16 protein-coding genes are annotated in these 20974 nt (G+C 71.3%); 11 read left to right on the top strand and 5 right to left on the bottom strand.

The features are described from left to right. From ABZ896_RS44295 to ABZ896_RS44275, 5 genes are all read left to right on the top strand, one after another. Positions 1–588 (top strand): glycine cleavage T C-terminal barrel domain-containing protein (locus ABZ896_RS44295; protein WP_360942089.1); only part of this gene is annotated, 588 nt, incomplete at its 5' end. A gap of 13 nt (positions 589–601) precedes the next feature. Next, positions 602–1462 (top strand): bifunctional methylenetetrahydrofolate dehydrogenase/methenyltetrahydrofolate cyclohydrolase, encoded by an 861-nt coding sequence (locus ABZ896_RS44290; protein WP_360942086.1) that lies wholly within the window; start codon positions 602–604, stop codon positions 1460–1462. Further along, on the top strand, positions 1459–2691 hold the full coding sequence (locus ABZ896_RS44285) for a sarcosine oxidase subunit beta family protein (RefSeq protein WP_360942083.1): 1233 nt from the start codon (positions 1459–1461) through the stop codon (positions 2689–2691). The genes ABZ896_RS44290 and ABZ896_RS44285 overlap by 4 nt, the downstream gene beginning before the upstream one ends. Before the next feature lie 24 nt (positions 2692–2715). Then, complete coding sequence (locus ABZ896_RS44280) at positions 2716–5895, top strand: sarcosine oxidase subunit delta family protein (RefSeq protein WP_360942080.1); 3180 nt, start codon at positions 2716–2718, stop codon at positions 5893–5895. Continuing rightward, positions 5888–6478: a sarcosine oxidase subunit gamma family protein gene (locus ABZ896_RS44275; protein ID WP_360942077.1), complete on the top strand. Its 591-nt coding sequence runs from the start codon at positions 5888–5890 to the stop codon at positions 6476–6478. The genes ABZ896_RS44280 and ABZ896_RS44275 overlap by 8 nt, the downstream gene beginning before the upstream one ends. Before the next feature lie 22 nt (positions 6479–6500). On the opposite strand, the gene ABZ896_RS44270 is transcribed toward ABZ896_RS44275, so the two are convergent. From ABZ896_RS44270 to ABZ896_RS44260, 3 genes are all read right to left on the bottom strand, one after another. Then, positions 6501–7121 (bottom strand): HAD family phosphatase, encoded by a 621-nt coding sequence (locus ABZ896_RS44270; protein WP_360942074.1) that lies wholly within the window; start codon positions 7119–7121, stop codon positions 6501–6503. A gap of 22 nt (positions 7122–7143) precedes the next feature. Continuing rightward, a complete protein-coding gene (locus tag ABZ896_RS44265) occupies positions 7144–8133 on the bottom strand; it encodes an LLM class flavin-dependent oxidoreductase (RefSeq protein WP_360942071.1) in 990 nt (329 codons plus the stop codon). A gap of 104 nt (positions 8134–8237) precedes the next feature. Next, positions 8238–9464 (bottom strand): MFS transporter, encoded by a 1227-nt coding sequence (locus ABZ896_RS44260; RefSeq protein ID WP_360942068.1) that lies wholly within the window; start codon positions 9462–9464, stop codon positions 8238–8240. Between the two features lie 90 nt (positions 9465–9554). On the opposite strand from ABZ896_RS44260, the gene ABZ896_RS44255 reads away from it, so the two are divergent. Beyond that, positions 9555–10316, top strand: coding sequence for a DeoR/GlpR family DNA-binding transcription regulator (locus ABZ896_RS44255; protein WP_360942065.1), 762 nt, complete (start codon positions 9555–9557; stop codon positions 10314–10316). A gap of 16 nt (positions 10317–10332) precedes the next feature. Here ABZ896_RS44255 and ABZ896_RS44250 read toward each other — a convergent pair whose 3' ends face one another. Then, a complete protein-coding gene (locus ABZ896_RS44250) occupies positions 10333–11913 on the bottom strand; it encodes a GMC family oxidoreductase N-terminal domain-containing protein (protein WP_360942062.1) in 1581 nt (526 codons plus the stop codon). 172 nt (positions 11914–12085) lie between these two features. Here ABZ896_RS44250 and ABZ896_RS44245 point away from each other — a divergent pair, with 172 nt between their 5' ends. Then, a complete protein-coding gene (locus ABZ896_RS44245; RefSeq protein WP_360942059.1) occupies positions 12086–13672 on the top strand; it encodes a GMC family oxidoreductase in 1587 nt (528 codons plus the stop codon). Positions 13673–13675: 3 nt separating this feature from the next. Here the strand turns inward: ABZ896_RS44245 and ABZ896_RS44240 are convergent, their stop codons facing one another. Further along, the gene (locus tag ABZ896_RS44240; RefSeq protein ID WP_360942056.1) at positions 13676–15283 is read right to left on the bottom strand and encodes a PucR family transcriptional regulator; all 1608 of its coding nucleotides are present in this window, start codon (positions 15281–15283) and stop codon (positions 13676–13678) included. A 127-nt stretch (positions 15284–15410) separates the two neighbouring features. On the opposite strand from ABZ896_RS44240, the gene hisD reads away from it, so the two are divergent. The 4 genes from hisD (at position 15411) to ABZ896_RS44220 (ending at position 20919) form a co-directional block, all read left to right on the top strand. Next, entirely contained in the window at positions 15411–16736 is a 1326-nt protein-coding gene (hisD, locus tag ABZ896_RS44235) for a histidinol dehydrogenase (protein WP_360942053.1), read from the top strand. Positions 16737–16831: 95 nt separating this feature from the next. Continuing rightward, a complete protein-coding gene (locus tag ABZ896_RS44230; protein ID WP_360942050.1) occupies positions 16832–18442 on the top strand; it encodes an amino acid permease in 1611 nt (536 codons plus the stop codon). Continuing rightward, on the top strand, positions 18439–19107 hold the full coding sequence (locus tag ABZ896_RS44225; protein ID WP_360942047.1) for a ThuA domain-containing protein: 669 nt from the start codon (positions 18439–18441) through the stop codon (positions 19105–19107). The genes ABZ896_RS44230 and ABZ896_RS44225 overlap by 4 nt, the downstream gene beginning before the upstream one ends. 24 nt (positions 19108–19131) lie before the next feature. Then, positions 19132–20919: a thiamine pyrophosphate-binding protein gene (locus tag ABZ896_RS44220; RefSeq protein ID WP_360942044.1), complete on the top strand. Its 1788-nt coding sequence runs from the start codon at positions 19132–19134 to the stop codon at positions 20917–20919. Positions 20920–20974 lie beyond the last annotated feature (55 nt).

Here is a 20974-nt window from a genome sequence, read left to right as displayed (position 1 = left end):
GGGCAGCGGCGCCCTGCGCGCCGGAGTCGGCGACGGCGAGGCCGGCGCCACCCGCGACAGCGGCGGCCGCAACGGTCGTCAGGGCACCAGGGCCTCAAGCTCTGGGACACCCTGTGGGCGGCCGCCGAGCCGCTCGGCGGGATCATCGCCGGACGCGGTGCCTTCAACAGCCTCCGCCTGGAGAAGGGGTACCGCTCCTTCGGCACCGACATGACCTACGAGCACGACGCCTACGAGGCCGGCGTCGGCTTCGCCGTCAAGGCCGACAAGGACGACTTCATCGGCAAGGCCGCCCTGGAGCGCCGTAAGTCGGAGGTACGACGGAAGCTGACCTGCCTCACCATCGACGACCCGCACTCGGTCGTCCTCGGCAAGGAGCCGGTCTACGACGGCGAGCAGGCCGTCGGCTACGTCACCAGCGCCGCCTACGGCTACACGATCGGCAAGGGCATCGCGTACGCCTGGCTCCCGGCCGAACTCACCACCCCCGGCACGGCGTTGCACATCGGCTACTTCGACCAGCGGGTCGAGGCCGTCGTCGCCGAGGAGCCCCTGTTCGACCCGACCATGTCCCGCCTCCGTGGCTGACCGAGGGAAGACGATGACCGCTCAACTGCTCGACGGCAAGGCGACCGCCGCCGACATCCGCCGCGAACTCACCGAGCGCGTGGCCAAGTTGACCGCCACCACCGGCCGCCCGCCCGGCCTCGGCACCGTCCTGGTCGGCGAGGACCCCGGCAGCCACGCCTACGTCGGCGGCAAGCACCGCGACTGCGCGCAGGTCGGCATCGCGTCCATCCGCCGCGACCTGCCCGCCGACGCCACCCAGCAGCAGGTCGAGGACGTCATCGACGAACTCAACGCCGACCCCGCCTGCACCGGGTACATCGTGCAACTCCCGCTCCCCAAGCACCTGGACGCCAACGCCGTGCTGGAACGCATGGACCCGGCCAAGGACGCCGACGGACTGCACCCCGTCAACCTCGGCCGGCTCGTCCTCGGCGTCGACGCCCCGCTGCCCTGCACCCCGCGCGGCATCGTCGAACTCCTGCGCCGCTACGACGTACCGCTCGCCGGCGCCCGGGTCTGCGTGGTCGGCCGGGGCATCACGGTCGGCCGCCCGATCGGCCTGCTCCTCACCCGCCGCTCCGAGAACGCCACGGTCACCCTCTGCCACACCGGCACCAAGGGACTCGCCTGGCACGTCCGCGAGGCGGACATCGTCGTCGCGGCCGCCGGCTCGCCCGGCCTGATCACCGGCGACATGCTGCGCCCCGGCGCGGCCGTCCTGGACGTCGGCATCACCCGCACCGACAGCGGGCTGGTCGGCGACATCCACCCGGACGCACGGCAGGTGGCGGGCTGGATCGCGCCGATGCCGGGCGGGGTGGGCCCCATGACCCGCGCGATGTTGCTCGCCAACGTCGTCGAGGCCGCCGAGAGGAATGCGAACACCGTATGAGCCCCCGTACCCCCGGCGCCGAGCTGCCGGAACACCCCGACTGGCTGTGGCGCACGCCCGAGCCGAAGCGGTCGTACGACGTCGTCATCGTCGGCGGCGGCGGACACGGCCTGGCCACCGCCCACTACCTGGCGAAGAACCACGGCATCACCAACGTCGCCGTGCTGGAGAAGGGCTGGCTCGCGGGTGGCAACATGGCCCGCAACACCACGATCATCCGCTCCAACTACCTCTGGGACGAGAGCGCGGGCATCTACGAGCACGCCCTCAAGCTCTGGGAGGGCCTCGCGGACGAGCTGGACTACCCGATCCTCTTCTCCCAGCGCGGGGTGCTGAACCTCGCCCACAGCCTCCAGGACGTCCGCGACAGCGTCCGCCGTGTCGAGGCGAACCGCCTCAACGGCGTGGACGCCGAATGGGTCGACGCGGAGGGCGTGCGCGAGATCTGCCCGATCGTCAACATCTCCCCGGACGTGCGTTATCCGGTGCTCGGCGCCACCTACCAGCCCCGCGCCGGCATCGCCAAGCACGACCACGTGGCCTGGGGCCTGGCCCGCTCCGCGGACGCCGCGGGCATCGACATCATCCAGAACTGCGAGGTCACAGGGCTGGACGTGGTCGGCAACCGGGTCGTCGGTGTCCAGACCAACCTGGGCCCGATAGCGGCGGGCAAGGTGGCCCTGTGCTCGGCGGGCCACACCTCGGTCCTCGCCGCCATGGCCGGCATCGAACTCCCGGTCCAGAGCCACCCGTTGCAGGCCCTGGTCTCCGAACTGCTGGAGCCGGTGCACCCGACCGTCGTGATGTCCAACGCGGTCCACGTGTACGTCAGCCAGGCCCACAAGGGCGAGTTGGTGATGGGCGCGGGCATCGACGCGTACAACTCCTACACCCAGCGCGGCGCGTTCCACATCATCGAGGAGCAGATGGCCGCGGCCCTGGAGCTGTTCCCGGTCTTCGCGCGCGCCCACGTCCTGCGCACCTGGGGCGGCATCGTCGACGTCAGCCCCGACGCCTCACCGATCATCGGCCTCAGCCCGGTGGACAACCTCTACCTCAACTGCGGCTGGGGCACGGGCGGTTTCAAGGCCACCCCGGGCGTCGGCTGGGTCTACGCCCACACGATCGCCAACGACGACCCCCACCCCCTCAACGCCCCCTTCTCGCTCGACCGTTTCACCACCGGCGCGCTCGTCGACGAGCACGGCGCGGCCGCGGTGGCCCACTAGGGATCCTCAAGGGAGCCGAACGACATGCTGCTGATCCCCTGCCCGTGGTGCGGGCCCCGCGACGAGGCCGAGTTCCACTACGGCGGCCAGGCCCACGTGGCCTACCCCCAGGACCCGTCCGCCCTGAGCGACGAGGAGTGGGCCCGCTACCTCTTCTTCCGCGACAACACGAAGGGCGCGTTCGCCGAACGCTGGAGCCATGCGGCGGGCTGCCGACGGTGGTTCAACGCGGTACGGGACACGTCGACGAACGAGATCTTGACGGTGTATCGGACGGGGGAGGGACGGCCGGAGGGCTTGGAGCCGCGACCGGCCACATTCCAACCGTCCGTAACCCCTTCAGCCCGTCCGGCGATTGAGGACGAGGCCCTTTCGGGGCCGACCGGGGGTACGGGGGCGGAGCCCCCGCAACACCGCCGCACCCAAAAGCGCACACTCGGCTTCACCTTCGACGGCACCGAATACCAGGGCGTAGAAGGCGACACCCTCGCTTCGGCCCTCCTGGCCAACGGCGTCATCCAGGCCGGCACCAGCATCAAGCTCGGCCGCCCCCGTGGCATCTTCTCCGCAGGTCCGGAGGAGCCCAACGCGGTCATCCAGATAGAGGCCCCGTTCCCCGAGCCGATGCTCCCCGCGACCACCGTCGAGCTCTACGACGGCCTCGTCGCCACCAGCCTCCCCGGCCAGGGCCGCCTCGCCACGGAACCGGACCCGGCCCGCTACGACGCCGTACACGCCCACTGCGACGTCCTGATCGTCGGCGCCGGCCCGGCCGGCCTCGCCGCAGCGGCCGCCGCAGCGAACACCGGCGCCCGCGTCATCCTCGCCGACGACCGCCCCGAACTCGGCGGCAGCCTCCTCGGCACCGGCGAACACGCGGACTGGATCCGGGAGATCACCGACCTCCTCGGCACCGCCCCCGACGTCCGGGTCCTGACCCGCACCACCGTCTTCGGCTACTACGACGACAACCACCTCCTCGCCGTCGAGCGCCGTACGAACCACCTCGGCGCCGCGGCCCCGGCCCACGTCTCGCGCGAACGCGTCCACCGCATCCGCGCCCGCCGAGTCGTCCTCGCCACCGGCGCCCACGAGCGCTCGCTGGCCTTCCCGGACAACGACCGCCCCGGCGTGATGCTGGCCGCCTCGGCCCGTACGTACGTCCATCGCCACGGCGTCCTGCCCGGCCGCCACGCGGTGGTCTTCACCACCAACGACAGCGCGTACGCGGCAACGTTGGACCTTCGTACCGCAGGCGTGGACATCGCGGCGATCGTCGACACCCGCCCGGAACCGGGGGAGTGGGCCGAGCGCGCGGAAGCTGCCGGCATCGAGGTCCTGCCCGGCCACGCGGTCATCGGCACGGAGGGAGACCCGCGGATCACCGCCGTGACCGTCGCCCCGTACGGCGAGTCCACGGGACGCCGGGAGTTCGCCGCGGACCTCCTGCTGGTCTCCGGCGGCTGGAACCCGGTGGCCCACCTCTACAGCCAGGCGGGCGGCAAGCTCCGCCACGACGAGACGCTGGGCTCCTTCGTCCCCGACAGCTGCCGTCAGGCGGTCGAGGTCGCGGGCAGCGCGAGCGGTGTCCTCGACCCGGCCGCCGTCCTCGCGCAGGGCGCGGCCGCCGGCACCCGTGCCGTCGAGGCCGAGGGCTACACCCCCTCGGTGCCGAGCCTGCCCGAGGTCCCCGCGCAGCCGGCCCCGACCGCGCCGATGCACGTGTTCGTCGTCCCCGGCGCCTCGGACGGCCCCCGCTTCGTCGACCTCCAACGCGACGTCACCGTCGACGACCTGGCCCGCGCGACCGGCGCCGGCATGCGCTCGGTCGAGCACACCAAGCGCTACACCACCGCCGGTACCGCCAACGACCAGGGCAAGACCTCCGGCGTCCTCGCCAGCGGTGTCGTCGCCGAACTCCTCGGCGTGGACATCTCCGCGCTCGGTACGACGACCTTCCGGCCGCCGTACACCCCGGTCTCCTTCGCGGCGCTCGCCGGCCGCGACCGGGGCGTGCTGAGCGACCCGGTGCGTACGACCGCCCTGCACGACTGGCACGTCGAGCACGGCGCGCTGTTCGAGAACGTCGGCCAGTGGAAGCGCCCCTGGTACTACCCGCGGGACGGCGAGGACATCGAGGCGGCGGTGCTGCGCGAGTGCGCCGCCACCCGCGAGGGCGTCGGCTTCATGGACGCCTCCACCCTCGGCAAGATCGACGTCCAGGGCCCGGACGCGGGCGTCTTCCTGAACCTGCTCTACACCAACATGATGAGCACCCTGAAGGTCGGCATGATCCGCTACGGCGTGATGTGCCGCCCGGACGGCATGGTCTTCGACGACGGCACCGTCATCCGCGTCGCCGAGGACCGCTACCTCGTCACCACCACGACCGGCAACGCGGCCACCGTGCTGGACTGGATGGAGGAGTGGCTCCAGACGGAGTGGCCCGAGCTGAAGGTCCACTGCACCTCGGTCACCGAACAGTGGGCCACCGTCGCCCTCGTCGGCCCGAAGTCCCGCGCGGTCCTCGGCTCGCTCGCACCCCAACTGGCCGTCTCCAACGACGACTTCCCGTTCATGGCGTGGCGCGAGGCGACCGTCGCGGGCATCGAGGCCCGGGTCTGCCGGATCAGCTTCTCCGGCGAACTCGCCTATGAGATCAACGTGTCGCCGTGGCAGGCCAGCGTCCTGTGGGAGGCGGTGTACGAGGCCGGTGCCGAGTACGGCATCACGCCGTACGGCACCGAGACCATGCACGTCCTGCGCGCCGAGAAGGGCTACCCGATCATCGGCCAGGACACCGACGGCACCGTGACTCCCCAGGATCTGGGCATGGGTTGGGCGGTCTCGAAGAAGAAGCCCGACTTCATCGGCAAGCGCTCCTACGCCCGTGCCGACACGGCCCGCGCCGACCGCAAGCACCTGGTCGGCCTGCTGCCGGAGGACCCGGGCACCTTCCTGCCGGAGGGCACCCACCTGGTCGCCGACAGCGTCCTGCCCGCGCCGCCCGTGCCGATGCTCGGCCATGTCACCTCCAGCTACCGCAGCGCCGCCCTCGGCCGGACCTTCGCGCTCGCCCTGGTCAAGGGCGGCCGGGACCGCATCGGAGAGCGGCTGTACGCCCCGGTCGGCGACCGGCTGGTCCCGGTGACCGTCGCAAGCCCCGTCCTCTACGACCCCGAGGGAGCCCGCCGCGATGGCTGACACCGCACTCACCAGTCCGCTCGCGCACGCCGCCGACCGCCTCGCGACGGCCACTCGCACCTCCGGCGGTGCGATCCGGCTGGCCGAACTCCCCTTCCTCACCCAGCTCGGCATCCGCCTCGACGCCAAGGGCGCGGCGGCGGACGCGGTCGGCCTCGCGCTCGGCCTGCAACTGCCTCTGGAGCCCAACACCGTCGTACGGGCCGGGGAGTTGACGGCGCTGTGGCTGGGCCCGGACGAGTGGCTGCTGGTGGGCCCGCCCGGCAGCGAGCGGGATCTGGAGAGCCGTATCAGGGAAGCCGCGGGTGCGGAGCACGTCTCCGTCACCGACGTCTCCGCCCAGCGCACGGCCGTCCTCGTCGGCGGCCCGCGCGCCCGCGACCTGCTGGCCCACGGCTGCTCCCTGGACCTGCACCCACGGGCGTTCGGCCCCGGCCGCTGCGCCCAGACGACCCTGGGCCGCACCCAGGTGGTGCTGGTCGCGAGGGACGACCCGAAGGCCGGATTCTGGGTCCTGGTCCGCTCGTCCTTCGCGGGCTATCTGGCCGACTGGCTGCTGGACGCGGCGACCGAGTACGTCTGAACCAGGAGCCGTGCTCAGGTGCTCAACGGGACGGCAGCCAGGCGTCGATGACGGACGCGAGGGCCTCCTGTCCGTCGAAGACGTGCCCGTCCATGCCGACGGCCCGCGCCGCGCGGACGTTCTCCTCGCGGTCGTCGACGAAGAGGAAGTCGGCGGGCGCGGCCCGCAGGGCGTCGACGCAGTATTGGAAGGCGGCCGGGTCGGGCTTGGCCGCGCCGATCCTGCCGGAGAAGGTCACGTGGTCCAGGTCGTGCAGCCAGGGCTGGGCGGCGAGGAAGGCGTCGGCGTGGTCCGCGGGGATGTTGGACAGCAGCGCGACCCGGGCACGGTCGCGCAGGTCCCGTACGTAGGCGACCATGCGGTCGTCGACGCGGGACCAGCTGTCGATGTCGGTGAGCCGCAGCTCCTCGATCGTGTCGGCGTCGGCGGGTCGGGACAGCGCGTGCAGGACGTCCGTCCAGTACGCCGACGCGGTGCGGCGGCCGGCGTCGTAGGGCGGCCGGTGGGTCCAGTAGGCCGTGGTGAAGGCGTCGGGGGAGGTCCGGCAACAGGCGGCCATCTTCTCCAGGGCGCCCGGGCGCTGGTGGCGGGCGATGACCCCGAAGAGGTCGAAGAGCACGATGCGGCGGCGATCGGTGGACATACGGATCCCTCGGGTGGGCGGGTCAGTGCCGGTGGGGGAGGGCGCGGGAGAGCGAGTCCAGGGCGGCCGGCCGGTCGGGGCCCGCCGGGGCGAGAACGACGCTGGTCGCGCCGGCCGCGTGGCGGGCCTCGATCGCCGCACGGGCCTGGTCGGGGGTGCCCGCGACGCTCAGCGCCCGCACCCACTCGGCGGGCATCGTCCGGGCGAAGTGCCGGGCGTCGGGGCTGGCGGCGCGGTGTGCGCGCAGTTCCCCGGCGAACGGCAGGGGGTCGATGTGCGCCGCCCACTGCGGCTCGCCGACCGCTTCCAGAGCCGCGCGGACCCGGATCAGGGCGGCCTCCTCGTTGTCGTCCACGGCCGCGGCGTCGTAGACGACGATCTCCGGAGGGTTCGCGGCGGCGGGGCCCAGGTTGCGCAGGGACGCGGTGATGTACTCGGGTGCGGCCGGCTCGGCCAGGAGGAGTCCGTCGGCGACCTCGCCCGCGACCGCCTGCGACCTGGGGCCGCGGACCCCCAGGATCACCGGCGGGACGATGTCCGGGATCTCGGTGAGGACGACGCCCTCGCAGCGTACGTACCGGCCGTTCTCGGGGCCGGGCTCACCGGCGACGAGCAGGCGCAGCGCCCTCGCGTACTCCTTGATCAGCGTCAGCGGGCTTGTGGGCCAGGAGCCGGCCTGGCGCATCCAGGCGGGCATGCCGTGGCCGATCCCGGCGATGACCCGGCCGGGGTGGAGCTGGGCGAGGGTGGCCAGTTCCATCGCGGCGAAGGCCACGTTGCGGGCGCCGGCGGGCAGGATGCCGATCCCGACGGTGAGGTTCGTGGTGGACGCCAGGACCGTGGCGGCCTGGGCGACCCCGCCGCGCCAGCCGAGGTCCTCCACCACCCAGACCTGGTCGAAGCCCAGCTCCTCGGCGCGCCGGACATACGGCAGCACCTCGGCGACGGGGAGATCGAGCGGAAGCATGACACCGACGCTGCCGCGGTCGGGCACTGCGGGGGACTCGGACATCGGGGGCTCCTTCGGTCGGCCGGTGGCGTTTCTCCCAGGCCTGGGCGGCCGGGTGGGGGAGAGCTTGTGCGGCACGGTTGTCAGGGACCGTGCCGCACAAGCGGTCAGGGGGTGTTGCCCGCCATCTCCTGCTCGCGGGTGCCGTCGGCGGCCACCCTCTCGCCCCGGCGGACGACGACCGGGTCGGTGCGCAGGACGCCGGCGCCCACGGCGGTGGTCACACACAGCAGCGTCAGCAGGACGAAGGCCTGGTTGAGTTCGACGAGGCGGGTCAGCCAGCCGATCACGGCCGGGCCGGCGAGCATGCCGACGTAGCCGAGTCCGGCGACCCGGGAGACGTTGGCCCCGGCGGCGGCGGGGTCGGCGTGCCCGGCGGCGCTGAACAGCTGCGGGATGCAGCCGGACAGGCCCAGGCCGAACAGTGCCCAGCCGGTGAACACGGCCCACATCCACGGACCGAGGGTCACGAGGGTGATGCCCACGGCGGCCAAGGTCGCGCCGTGGCGCAGGATCGCCACGGAACCGAACCGGGTGACGAGACGGTCGGCGAGCAGCCGGCCGACGGTCATGGCCGCGGCGAAGGTGCCGTACGCGAAGGCCGCCGTACCGGCGGGCGCGCCCATGACGTCCTTGAGGTGCAGGGCGCTCCAGTCGTTGGCGGCGCCCTCGCACAGCATCACCATCAGTGCCAGGACGGCCAGCAGCCAGACCCGGCCCGGGGTGCCACGGCGCTCGACGGTCTCCGCCTGGAGGCCGGGCTGCCCGGCGGCGGGAGCGGCGGGCAGCAGGTCACGTGCCGAGAGCAGGGCGATCACGATGCCCAGTGCTCCCACGGCGGCCATGGTCGCGACCGTGGGCAGGTGGGCGCTCGCCGCGCCCGCTCCGGCGACTGCGGCGAGGACACCGCCGACGGAGAACGTCGCGTGGAAGCCGGACATGACGGGACGGCCGTACGCCTTCTCCACGTGCACGGCGTGGGCGTTCATGCTCACGTCCAGGCAGCCGTTGCAGAACCCGAAGACCAGCAGCGCGGCGGCGAGCGTCCAGGGATCGTGGGCGAGACCGGGCAGCAGCAGGGTCGCGCCGCAGAGGACGCCCCCGGCGGGCACCACGGTGCGGGTGCCGAGGCGGTCGGTCAGGGGACCCGCCACCTGCATGCCCGCGAAGGCCCCGACGCCGAGCACCACCAGCAGGCCGCCGAGCGCGGCATGGCTGATGCCGACGCGCTCCTCGATCGCGGGGATGTGCACCACCCAGGTGCCCATCAAGGTGCCGCACAGGACGAAGTAGACGTAGGTCGCCACACGGGCGGCTCGCAGGGAACGTTCCATGCCATCCACCGTAACGAACATTTTGCATGTTTGAAAATCGAGAAACGAACAACTTGGATGTTTGTTTCCTGGTGGTGTTCAATCACGGGTATGAGCAACGCAGACCGGCACGGACTGATCGCGAAGGCCGTCAGGGACTCCGGGGGCGCCACGGTCCAGGAACTCGCGAGCCTGACCGGTGCCTCGGAGATGACCATCCGGCGCGACCTCGACACCCTCGCCGCCCAGGGCGTCCTCGAACGCGTCCGCGGCGGGGCCCGCACCCTGCTGCTGCGGGGCGAGGAGCCCCCCTTCGCGCTGCGCGCCCGGGACGCGGTCGACGCCAAACGCCGGATCGCCGCCGAGATCTCCGCGCTCGTCGCCGACGGAGAGAGCGTCCTGCTGGACAGCGGCACCACCTGCCTGGAGGTCGCCCGCCTGCTGCGCGAGCGGCCGGTCACGGTGATGCCCCTGTCCCTTCAGGCCATCCACCTCTTCGGCGAGGTTCCCGGCCCGGCCACCCTCGTCGTGCCCGGCGGCCAGCCCCGCGCCGCCGAAGGGGCGCTCACGGGCCCCCTCGCCCTCGCCTCCCTCGCCGCCCTGCGCTTCGACACCGCCGTCATCGGCTGCTGTGGGCTGACCGCGGCCGACGGCCTGACCGCCTACGACCTCGACGACGCCGCGGTGAAGAAGGCGGGCATCGCCTCCGCCCGCCGCGTCATCGCCGCCGCAGACGGCAGCAAACTCGGCCACACCGCCTACGCCTGGGTCGGCCCCGCCTCCCTCGTGCAGACCCTCGTCACGGACACCACCGCGGCCGCCGAGGAGGTCACCGCGCTTGAGGCGGGCGGGACCGTCGTCCGGACGGTCTGACCGCACGCCCCCGGCGTCAGCCCGCCGACGTCCGGATGAACGCGGCGGCCCTCTCGCCGATCATGATCGCGGGGGCGTTGGTGTTCCCGGTGACGAGGGTCGGCATGATCGACGTGTCCGCCACCCGGACGTTCTCCAGCCCGTGTACCCGCAGTTCATGGTCGACGACCTTGCCCATCATGCAGGTGCCCGACGGGTGGTAGAAGGAGAACGACTGCGTGCGGATGAACTCGTCGACGTCCTGGTCGCTGTCCGACACGGGGGCGAGCCCGGCGTCGGCGGCCCCGCGCAGGTCCGACTCCAACAGGGACGTCAGCCGCTGCTCCCGGGCGATCCGCATGCACAGGCGGACGCCCTCGCGCAGCCGCCGCCGGTCGTCGGGGTCGTCGAGGTAGTTGTGGAAGATGCGCGGCTTGGCGTACGGGTGGGAGTGCCGCAGCCGCACCGAGCCGCGGCTCGCGGGCCGTGCGACGTAGGGCCCGAACGACATGCCGGGCTCCAGCGGCGCGGCAAGACCCTCGTCACGGACGATCCCCAGCGCGGCGTGCACCTGGATGTCCGGGGCGGGGACGTCGTCGCCGGAGCTGAAGAAGCCACCGGTCTCGTTCCACGCCATAGGCCCGGTGCCCTGGCTGCGCAGGAGCCGCTCCTCTTCGGAGGTGTCCGGTCCCAGGAGCGGCTCGGTGTCGCTGAAGAAGCTGATGAAGCACCCGGTGTGGTCCTGCATGTTCCGGCCGACGTCCGGCAGGTCGTGCAGCGGGGTGATCCCTCCCGCGGTCAGTTCGTCGGCCGGTCCGACGCCGGACTGGAGGAGGAGGTGGGGCGAGTTGTAGGCCCCGAGGGACAGCACGATCTCCTGGTCGACGTGGATCGTCCGGACGGTGCCGAGGTGGTCGACCTCCAGACCGGCGGCCCGCGAGCCCTCGAAGCTCAGCCGCAGCGCGGTCGTCGAGGGAAGCACAGTGAGGTTCGGACGGCCTGCGGCCGGCTCCAGGAACGCGATCGCGCTGCTACAGCGCAGACCGTTTCGCTGCGTGACCTGGTGATAGCCCACGCCCTCCTGCTCAGCTCCGTTGAAGTCCGGGTTGTACTTGTGCCCCGCGTCCTGAGCCGCCTCGACCCACGCCGTCAGCAGCGGATGGACGGAGTTGGGGTTGCTGACGGTGAGCGGGCCGCCCACGCCGTGGAAGTCGTCGGCCCCGCGCTGGTTGTCCTCGGACCTCTTGAAGAACGGCAGGACGTCGTCGTACCCCCAGCCCGGGTTGCCGAGCCGCTCCCACGTGTCGTAGTCGTAGCGGTGCCCGCGGACGTACAGCATCGTGTTCATGGAACTGGTGCCGCCGATCACCCGGCCCCGGGGAAGGTAGGCGCGGCGCCCGCCGAGTCGCGGCTCGGGTTCCGTCTCGAAGTCCCAGTCGAACGCCGTCTTGAGCTGCTGCGAGAACAGCGCGGGTATCTCGAAGAGGCGGCCCGTGGCCGGCGGCCCCGCCTCGATCAGCGCGACCGTGATGTCCGGATCCTCGGACAGCCGGGCCGCGACCGCACAGCCGGCCGATCCGGCCCCGACGACGACGTAGTCGTAGGATTCCCTGTCCATTGCGCCTCCACGGAGCTGGTTTCTGGAGAGGCTAGGGACGCGGGGCACACTCAGAACATGCACGAAGTGAGCAACTCGCGGGGCAGGCGTTACCCATTCCGTGCATGTGCCGCGTCCGTGTCGCTGCCTAGGCTCTCTTCGAAATACCGCGGCAAAGAGGAGACCCCGACCCATGTCCGACCCGGTCCGTAAGGATTACACGCCCCCGGAGCTCCGGCCCGAGGCCCTCGTATCAGTCGGCGCAGCCGAGGAGATCAGCACGGACGTCCTGATCATCGGCTCCGGCATGGGCGGTTCCGCGCTGGCCTGGGCGCTGAAGGACTCCGGTCTCGACGTGCTCGTCGCGGAAAGGGGCCATTTCCTCCCCCGCGAACCGGAGAACTCCCAGCCGGCCGAGATGTATCTCAAGGGCCGGTACAAGAACGCCGGCTATTGGTACGACGGCAGCACCGGAAAGCCGTTCGCGCCGGGTGTGTATTACTGGGTGGGCGGAAACACCCGTTTCTACGGCGCGATGCTGCCCCGATTCCGGCGCAGCGACTTCACCGAGGTGGAACACCACGAGGGTGTCTCGCACGCCTGGCCTTTCGGTTACGACGACCTGGAGCCCTTCTACACCGCCATGGAGGAGCTGCTCCAGGTGCACGGGCAGACCGGCGAGGACCCGACCGAGCCGCCCCGCTCCAAGCCCTACCCGTATCCGGCGCTCCAGCACGAACCGGAGATCGAGCGGTTCTCGCGGTCGCTGCGCCGGCAGGGCCTGCACCCGTTCCACACCCCGAACGCCCTGAACATCAGCACCCAGGCCGACCGCGCCGCCGTGACGACCGCCGACGGCTGTCCGGACGAGACCGGCATGAAGTCCGACGCCGAGAACCGGCTCCTGCTGCCCGCGCTGAGCGACAGCGTGAAGATCCTCACGGGCGCGGAGATCACCCGCCTGATCACCTCGCCCGACGGCCGGAAGATCGTCGCCGCCGAGGCACGGCACGCGGGCCGTGTCCTCAGGATCAACGCCAAGTCCTTCGCCCTCGCCTCAGGTGCCGTCAACTCGGCCGCGCTGCTGCTGCGTTCGGCCGACGGCTCGCACCCGCAGGGGCTCGGCAACTCCTCGGGGCTGCTCGGCCGCAACTACATGGTCCACAACAGCACGTTCTTCGTCGGAGTCAATCCGCTGCGGACCAACCCCACCAAGTGGCAGAAGACGCTCGGCCTGAACGACTTCTACGAAGCCGGACCGGGCACCCGCTTCCCGCTCGGGAACCTCCAGATGCTGGGCAAGTTGCAGGCGCCCATGCTCAAGCCCGCGCGTCCGTGGGCGCCCACATGGGCCCTGAAGCTCATGGCGGCCAGAAGCCTCGACATCTACCTGACGACCGAGGACCTCCCGTCCCGGGACAACCGGGTCCGGGTGGACGGCGACCGCATCCTCATCGACTGGACGCCGAACAACCTCGCACCCCACCACGAACTCGTGCGCCGGGTGACCCGCGCGGTCCGCAAGGCCGGCTATCCGCTGATCTTCACCCAGCGCATGGGCATCGAGACCAACTCCCACATGTGCGGAACGGCCGTGGCGGGCCACGATCCGGCGCGCAGCGTGCTCGACCCCCTGTGCCGCAGCCATGACGTCGAGAACCTCTGGCTGGCCGACTCGTCGTTCTTCCCGTCCTCCGCGGCGCTCAACCCGGCCCTGACGATCGGCGCGAACGCCCTGCGCATCGCGCCGTCCCTTGCCAGGGCGACGAAAGCGTCGTAGCGGTCAGGTCCGCCGTAGCGTCGGCTTGCGCAGTAGGTCCTGTCCACGTACGGCCAGTTGCAGCCGCTGCTGGTTGTTGACCTGGGTGAGGTCGAGGCCGAGGATCTCGGAGAGCCTGTCGAGCCGGTGGTAGAGGGTGCGCCGCTGGATGAAGAGTTCCTCGGCCGCCCGCGCCTTGTTGCCACCGCAGTCGAGGAACGTACGCAAGGTGGGCAGCAGCGGGTTCTTCGCCAGCGCGTCGTGTTCGAGGAGCGGACCGAGTTCGTCCTCGACGTACCGCCTCAGCTCGGGGCCCTCCGAGAGGGCGACGAGGAGGCGCAGTGCTCCCAGGTCGTCGAAGTGACGGACTTCCGCGGTCGAGGCAGCCGCGGCGACGGAGGCCGCGCTGCGACTCTGGCGCAGCGCCAGCGGAAGGGCCGCCGGCTCCACGATCCGGCTGACGCCGGCCCGTACTCCGTGATCGGCCAACACGCTCTGGACATGGCCGGCGTCCGTGCGGGCGGGCAGGCCCACGACGGCCACGTCGAAGTCCCCGGTGTCACCCACGACGGCGGGCCAGCCGGCGTCCTCCAGAAGGCGGGCGAGGAGGTGGTCCTTGGTGGGCTCCTCGTCCCCCGCCCACGCCGTGACGACGATCAGGTCCCGGCCCCGCAGGTCCTGGCCGAGCGCCAGGCCGAGGATGACGAACCGCTCTCCCGTGATGTCGCCGAGCAGCAGCCGGTTCAGCAGTGCCGTCTGGCGCTGGGAGGCGCGGGCGCCGCTCTCCCGCTCGCTCAGCAGCGAGATCGCGATGGCCGCGGCCGCCCGCTCCAGCGTGCGCAGTTCGGGCGGGCTCGGCCGCTGTCCGCCGTGCAGAAGATGCAGCCAGCCCCATGACTCGCCCCGCAGCACCACGGGCTGGCGGGCGCAGGGCGCGACCTCGCGGAACGAGGCCGCCGGGGCGGTGGGCACTCCGGGGTCCTGCGTCGCGAGCGAGGTGTGGCGTTCGTGGATCGCCCGGGAGTGCGCGCTCCACTCGTCCACGACCCGGTCGGCCTCCGGCGTCGCGCCGCCGTACGCCAGCATCTGGTGGGCGACGTCCTCCAGCACCACGGGGTGCCCGGTGCGCCGGGCCAGCTCCCTGACCACGCCGACGTAATCCTCGTCCGCCAGGAGCAGGTCCATGAACGCCTGGCTGGTGGCCTCCTCGGCGATCAGCTGCTTGACGCGCATCCCGACCAGCACCTCGTGGACCTGGGCAGAGGTCTCGACGAAGGGGATCTCGTCGGCGAGTCCCACCAGGGGCAGGCCGACCGCCTCCGCCTCCTCGATCACCGCCTCCGGCATGGCGTCGAACATGCGCCCGGCCAGCTCGACGACGAGGACGGCCGCGTGCGCGTCCGCGAGCCGCCGGATGAAGGCCCGCTGCTCCAGCGGCGTCGCACCCATGCCGAGCCCGGCCGTCAGCAGCATCTCCTGACCGGTGAGAAAGCGGTGGATGTCCGGGATCTCGCCGGTGTGCACCCAGCGCACGGGACGGTCCAGATGTCGCTCCCCGGCGTACACGCGCACGGTCGTGCGCGTGAACACCTCAAGCTCCAGGGCGGTGCGAACCGTCAGGACTTCAGCCATGAGCCACTACCTCGGTGTGTGCAGGATGCGCGGCCAATATTGCACACATCGTGCCTGTCGTCTCACCTCGTGTTTCCCCAGACTTCAGGGCAAGCCCGCAGGCACGACCCCGTGCAAGGAGTGCAGAGTGTCAGCCCAACACCAGACCATCAAGGCTCCTGTCGCCGTGAAGACGTCGCGGACCAGCCGTCCGGAAATCGTCGAGACCGTCGCGGACGTGATCGCCGACATCCGGGCCAACGGCGACGCCGCCGTGCGCCGCTGGTCGCAGAAGTTCGACAACTGGAGCCCGGAGTCCTACCGGCTCGGCCCCGACCAGATCGCCTCCGTGGTCTCCTCGGTCCCCGAGACCGTCCTCGACGACCTCCGGTTCGTGCAGACGCAGGTCCGCGGCTTCGCCCAGGCGCAGCGGGACTCCCTCACCGACTTCGAGGTGGAGACGCTGCCCGGAGTGTTCCTGGGACAGCGCAACATTCCCATCGGCGCTGCCGGCGCCTACGTTCCCGGCGGCCGCTACCCCCTCACCGCGTCGGCCCACATGACCGTCCTGACCGCCAAGGTCGCCGGAGTCGAGCGGGTCGCCGCGACGACCCCGCCGGACCGGGGCGCCCCGCCGCCCGTCAGCATCGCCGCGATGCACCTGGCCGGGGCCGACGAGATCTACGTCCTGGGCGGCGTCCAGGCCGTGGCCGCCCTGGCGCTGGGCACCGAGACGATCGACGCCGTCGACATGCTCGCGGGCCCCGGCAACGCGTACGTGGCGGAGGCCAAGCGCCAGCTGTTCGGCGAGGTCGGCATCGACCTCTTCGCCGGACCGACGGAGGTGCTGATCGTCGCCGACGACACCGCGGACCCCTTCGTGGTGGCGACGGACCTGCTGTCCCAGGCCGAGCACGGCCCCGACTCCCCGGCCGTCCTCATCACGACCTCCGAGGAGGTGGGCCGGCAGACCATCGCCTGGGTGGACAAGCTGCTGCCCGACCTGCCCACCGGCGGGGTCGCCGGCCCCGCCTGGCGCGACCACGGCGAGGTGATCGTGGTCCCCACCCTGGACGCGGCCTACGCACTCGCCGACGAGTACGCCAGCGAGCACGTCCAGATCCTCACCGCCGAGCCCCGCGAGGCGCTGCACCGGATGCGCAACTACGGCGCCCTGTTCCTCGGGGACAAGACCTGCGTCGCGTACGGCGACAAGGTCATTGGCACCAACCACGTGCTGCCCACCCTGGGCGCGGCCCGCTACACCGGCGGCCTCTGGGTCGGCAAGTACCTCAAGACCGTGACCTACCAGGAGATCAGGGACCCCGCCTCCAGCGCCCGGCTCGGCGAGATCTGCGGCAGGGCCTCACGCATCGAGAACTTCGAGGGACACGCGCGCTCCGGTGACGTCCGCGCCGCGCGCCACGGATCGGCCCGGCTGGACTGGACCGACCACACCTTCGAGCAGAGCTGATCCGCGGTGACGGATCGCGACTTATGCCGGACCGCGGCGGCAGCCCGGCAGCCGTTCGACAAGGAGCACGTCCCCCTCGACCCACGGAGATCGTCATGTCAGCCACGGACAACGAGGCGCACTCGGCGCCCCCATCCACCCCCGTAGGCCGTTCAGGCGGGGCCCAGAGCCCTGTCTCCTCGGCCGCCGACGCGGAAATGCTCGCCGTACTCGGCTATGAGCAGAAGTTCGACCGCAAGGTCAGCCTGTGGGGCAACTTCGCCCTGGGCTTCGTGTACCTGTCGCCCCTCGTGGGTGTCGTGGCCCTCTTCGCGGTCGGTCTGGCGACCGCCGGCGGGCCTTCCGTCTTCTGGATCGGCATCGTCGGCGCCGGGCAGTTCCTGGTCGCGCTGGTCTTCGGCGAGGTCGTCTCGCAGTTCCCGCTCGCGGGCGGGCTCTACCAGTGGGTGAGACGGCTGTGGAACGGGCGCTATGCCTGGTTCAACGCCTGGACGTACATCTGTTGCATTACCATCGGCATCACCAGCACCGCGCTGTTCAGCTCGGACTTCGCGGCCAGCCTCTTCGCCGGCACCGCCGCCGAGCCCGCCATCAGCTCGACCCCCACTCAGCGCCTGTGGATCGCCGTCGCGGTGACCGTCGTCTGCCTGATCTGCAACTGCTTCGGCACCCGGACCCTGGCCCTGATCTCGAAGATCGGACTCGCCGCCGAACTCATCGGCATCGTCCTCGTGGGCTTCTACCTGCTGCTCTTCGAACGGCACAACTCCGTCTCGGTCTTCTTCGAGACCAGCAGCTCCACCCACGACAACTACGTCATGGCCTTCATCGCCGCCTCGCTCGTCGGCCTCTTCCTCTTCTACGGCTTCGAGGCGTGCGGCGAGATCGCGGAAGAGGTTCCCAACCCCTCCCGCAGTATCCCGCGGGCCATGCAACTGACCGTCGCCGTCGGTGGGGTGGCCGCGCTGTTCGCCTTCGTCGGCTACGCACTCGCGGCTCCGGACCTGGGCTCGATCCTCTCCGGCAAGGACACCAACCCGATTCCCTCGATCCTGCAGAGCTCGGTCGGCACCGTCGGCACGAAGGTGGTGCTCATGGTGATCATGACGTCCTTCATCGCGGGTGTGATGAGCCAGCAGGCCGCCGCGAGCCGGATCGTCTTCTCCTTCGCCCGCGACGACATGTTCCCGGGCTCCCGTGTCTTCTCGCAGATCACCCGCAGGCACCGCGTCCCCATGAACGCGCTGCTGGCCGTGAACGTCCTGCCGCTGCTGCTCTTCGTCTTCGTCTACTACTCGCCCGACTCCCTCACCAAGATCGCGGCCTTCCAGATGCTGGCCGGATACGCGGCCTTCATGATGGTCGTACTGGCCGCCCTGCGGATGCGACTGAAGGGCTGGCGCCCCGCCGGAGCCTGGACGCTGGGCCGCTGGGGCTTCGCCGTGACCGTGGCGGCCCTGACCTACGGCGTGCTCGGCATGGTTCTCCTCGCCTGGCCCACCGGCGACTCCGCAACCCCCTTCGTGGACCGGTGGATCGCCCTCATCGGGTTCCTCATCGTCTCGGCCGTGGGCCTGGTGTACCTGTTGACCGCCAAGCCGGAGCGCAAGTCCACCGCACCGGAGGGTGACGCCATCGAGGTGGCCGAGCGCCTGCGCAGCCGCGCCGAAGCCCTTGCCCGTACGACCTCAGGGAGCACCGCATGACCCGCGTTCTGTATCTGTACGGAGGCTGGCCCGGCCACAAGCCCTACCAGGTGGCCGAGGAATGGGCCCTCCCGATCTTCAAGAACCTCGGGTTCGACGTCGAGGAGACCAACGACATCTTCTCCCTCGACGCCGACCTCACCGGCTACGACCTCATCGCCCTCAACTGGAACAACGCCCTGCTGTCCGAGGGCCTGACCGTCGCCCAGGAGTCGAACCTGCTGGGCGCGGTGGAGAGCGGCACCGGGATCGCCGCCTGGCACGGCGCGGCCGCCGCGTTCCGCACCAGCCTCAAGTACCACTGGCTCCTCGGCGGAAGCTTCCTCGAACATCCCGCCGGCGAGGGCGTGAAGTACCCCTACGAGGTCACGATCATGGACACCGACCACCCCATCACCGCCGGGGTGCGGGACTTCCGGGTCGCCTCCGAGCAGTACTACATGTCGGTCGACCCCAACAACCACGTCCTGGCCGAGTCCACCTTCACCGGCGAGCACCTGCCCTGGCTGGAGGGCAGGACCATTCCCCAGGCATGGACCCGCACCTGGGGCGAGGGCCGCGTCTTCTACAGCGCGGTCGGCCACGACCTCGACGACCTCCAGAACCCGGACGTCACCCGCCTGTGCACCCAGGGCTTCGCCTGGGCCGCCCGCACCTCCGACTGAGCCGCTGCCGAAAGGAAACCCATCATGCCCGTCCTCACCGGAGGCCAGATCGTCGCGCGGACCCTGCGCAACTACGGGGTCGACGTCGTAGCCGGAATCCCCGGTCACGGCATCTGGTCACTGACCGACGCCTTCCTCGACGACGAGTCCAGGATCCCCTTCATCCAGACCTTCCACGAGCAGAGCGCCGTCCACCTCGCCGACGGCTACTACCGCGTCACCGGCCGCCCCCAGGCAGCGGTGACCTCCATCGGCGCCGGCGCCAGCAACACCGTCATCGGCATGGGCACCGCGTTCACGGACTCCACCAGCGTGCTCGTCGTCACGGGCGGCCCGCCGACCCACATGCGCGGCCACGGTCTGCTCCAGGAACTCGACCGCTACACGGCCAACGACTTCCCCAAGGTGGCCGAGGCCGTCAGCAAACGGCACTGGGTCGTCACCCGGGTCGAGGAGCTCCCCTTCGTCCTGCACCGCTGTTTCAACTCCATGCTGACCGGCCGCCCGGGCCCGGTGCACCTCGAAGTCCCCATGGACGTACAGGCCGAGGCTGCGAACGTCGAACTCCACGACCTGGAGCGCCGCATCCCGGTCGGCCGCCAGCACCCCGACCCGGAGGCCGTGGACCGCGCGGTCGACGTACTGCGCGCGGCCACCCGGCCGGTCATCGTGGTCGGCGGCGGCGCGATCACCTCCGAGGCCTCCGACCAGGTCCTCGCGCTCGCCGAGAAGTGGCAGATCCCGGTCGTCACCACGTGGAACGGCAAGAGCGCCTTCCCCGAGGACCACGAGCTGTTCGCCGGCAGCGTCGGCCAGACCGGCACGATGACCGGCAACGCGATCGCCGGCTCCGCCGACGTCGTGATCTCCGTCGGCTGCCGCTTCACCGACTGGTCCGCCTCCAGTTACGCCAAGGGCATCAGCTTCTCCATCCCGCCCGCGAAGCTCATCCACATCGACATCGACCCGCACGAGATCGGCAAGAACTATCCGGCGGAGGTCGGGATCGTCGCCGACGCCCAGCGTGCCGTCGCGGCCATCGTCGACTCGCTCCCCTCCCAGGGTGTCGACCGCTCCGAGTACCTCGCCGAACTGGCCCGGCTCAAGCAGGACTGGGAGGACAAGCTCGCCGGGCGCCGGGACAGCGACCGCTTCCCCTTCACCTCCCAGCGCCCGCTCGGCGCCCTGCGCAACGTGCTGCCGCGCGACGCGATCATCGTCGCCGGCTCGGGCAACACCCAGGGCGCGGTCAAGCAGACCTTCCCGGTCTACTCCCCGCGCACCCACCTCACCTCCGGCGGCTTCTCCTCGATGGGCTGGGCGATCCCGGCGGCCGTCGGCGCCAAGCTCGCCCGGCCGGAGAGCCCGGTCGTCTGCGTCCTCGGCGACGGCGACTTCCTGATGACCTCCCAGGAGATCGCCCTGAGCGTCACCGCCGGCGCCCCGGTGATCTTCGTGGTCCAGAACAACGCGGGCTACATGTCGATCCGCGGCGGCCAGCGCAAGCAGACCTCGCGCCACATCGGCACCGAGTTCTCGCACCCCGACGGCACGCCGTACAGCCCCGACTTCGCGGCCATGGGCCGGGCCTTCGGCATCGAGTCGTACAAGGTCAACGACTCCGACTCCCTGGAGCCGACCCTGCGCAAGGCGGTCCAGTCCGGCGCCCCCGCCGTGATCGAGGTCCCCACGGACCGCGACGCCGCCGGCCCCTGGGTCCCCGGCTGGTGGGACTTCCCGATCCCGGCGTACATCAAGGACGAGCGCCAGGACGAGTACGACCGCATCAGGTCCACGGAACAGCACCTCTGAGACGGCCGCGCCGAGGTGGGGGGGGGGGGCCCCGCCCCCCCCCGCCCCCTCCCCA

Origin of the sequence: Streptomyces sp. NPDC047072 (genome assembly GCF_040643855.1) — a bacterium.
Taxonomy (GTDB): domain Bacteria; phylum Actinomycetota; class Actinomycetes; order Streptomycetales; family Streptomycetaceae; genus Streptomyces.
The sequence above is the reverse complement of the archived record's forward strand: the minus strand, read 5'-3'. Positions and strand labels throughout refer to the sequence as shown.

Bases quoted from the DNA above. Each gene is read 5' to 3' on its own strand.
- ABZ896_RS44260 (WP_360942068.1), bottom strand. From the start codon at position 9,464: ATGGAACGTTCCCTGCGAGCCGCCCGTGTGGCGACCTACGTCTACTTC.
- ABZ896_RS44245 (WP_360942059.1), top strand. From the start codon at position 12,086: ATGTCCGACCCGGTCCGTAAGGATTACACGCCCCCGGAGCTCCGGCCC.
- ABZ896_RS44230 (WP_360942050.1), top strand. From the start codon at position 16,832: ATGTCAGCCACGGACAACGAGGCGCACTCGGCGCCCCCATCCACCCCC.
- ABZ896_RS44250 (WP_360942062.1), bottom strand. From the start codon at position 11,913: ATGGACAGGGAATCCTACGACTACGTCGTCGTCGGGGCCGGATCGGCC.
- ABZ896_RS44240 (WP_360942056.1), bottom strand. From the start codon at position 15,283: ATGGCTGAAGTCCTGACGGTTCGCACCGCCCTGGAGCTTGAGGTGTTC.
- ABZ896_RS44265 (WP_360942071.1), bottom strand. From the start codon at position 8,133: ATGTCCGAGTCCCCCGCAGTGCCCGACCGCGGCAGCGTCGGTGTCATG.
- ABZ896_RS44290 (WP_360942086.1), top strand. From the start codon at position 602: ATGACCGCTCAACTGCTCGACGGCAAGGCGACCGCCGCCGACATCCGC.
- ABZ896_RS44280 (WP_360942080.1), top strand. From the start codon at position 2,716: ATGCTGCTGATCCCCTGCCCGTGGTGCGGGCCCCGCGACGAGGCCGAG.
- ABZ896_RS44270 (WP_360942074.1), bottom strand. From the start codon at position 7,121: ATGTCCACCGATCGCCGCCGCATCGTGCTCTTCGACCTCTTCGGGGTC.
- ABZ896_RS44255 (WP_360942065.1), top strand. From the start codon at position 9,555: ATGAGCAACGCAGACCGGCACGGACTGATCGCGAAGGCCGTCAGGGAC.
- ABZ896_RS44220 (WP_360942044.1), top strand. From the start codon at position 19,132: ATGCCCGTCCTCACCGGAGGCCAGATCGTCGCGCGGACCCTGCGCAAC.
- ABZ896_RS44285 (WP_360942083.1), top strand. From the start codon at position 1,459: ATGAGCCCCCGTACCCCCGGCGCCGAGCTGCCGGAACACCCCGACTGG.
- ABZ896_RS44225 (WP_360942047.1), top strand. From the start codon at position 18,439: ATGACCCGCGTTCTGTATCTGTACGGAGGCTGGCCCGGCCACAAGCCC.
- ABZ896_RS44275 (WP_360942077.1), top strand. From the start codon at position 5,888: ATGGCTGACACCGCACTCACCAGTCCGCTCGCGCACGCCGCCGACCGC.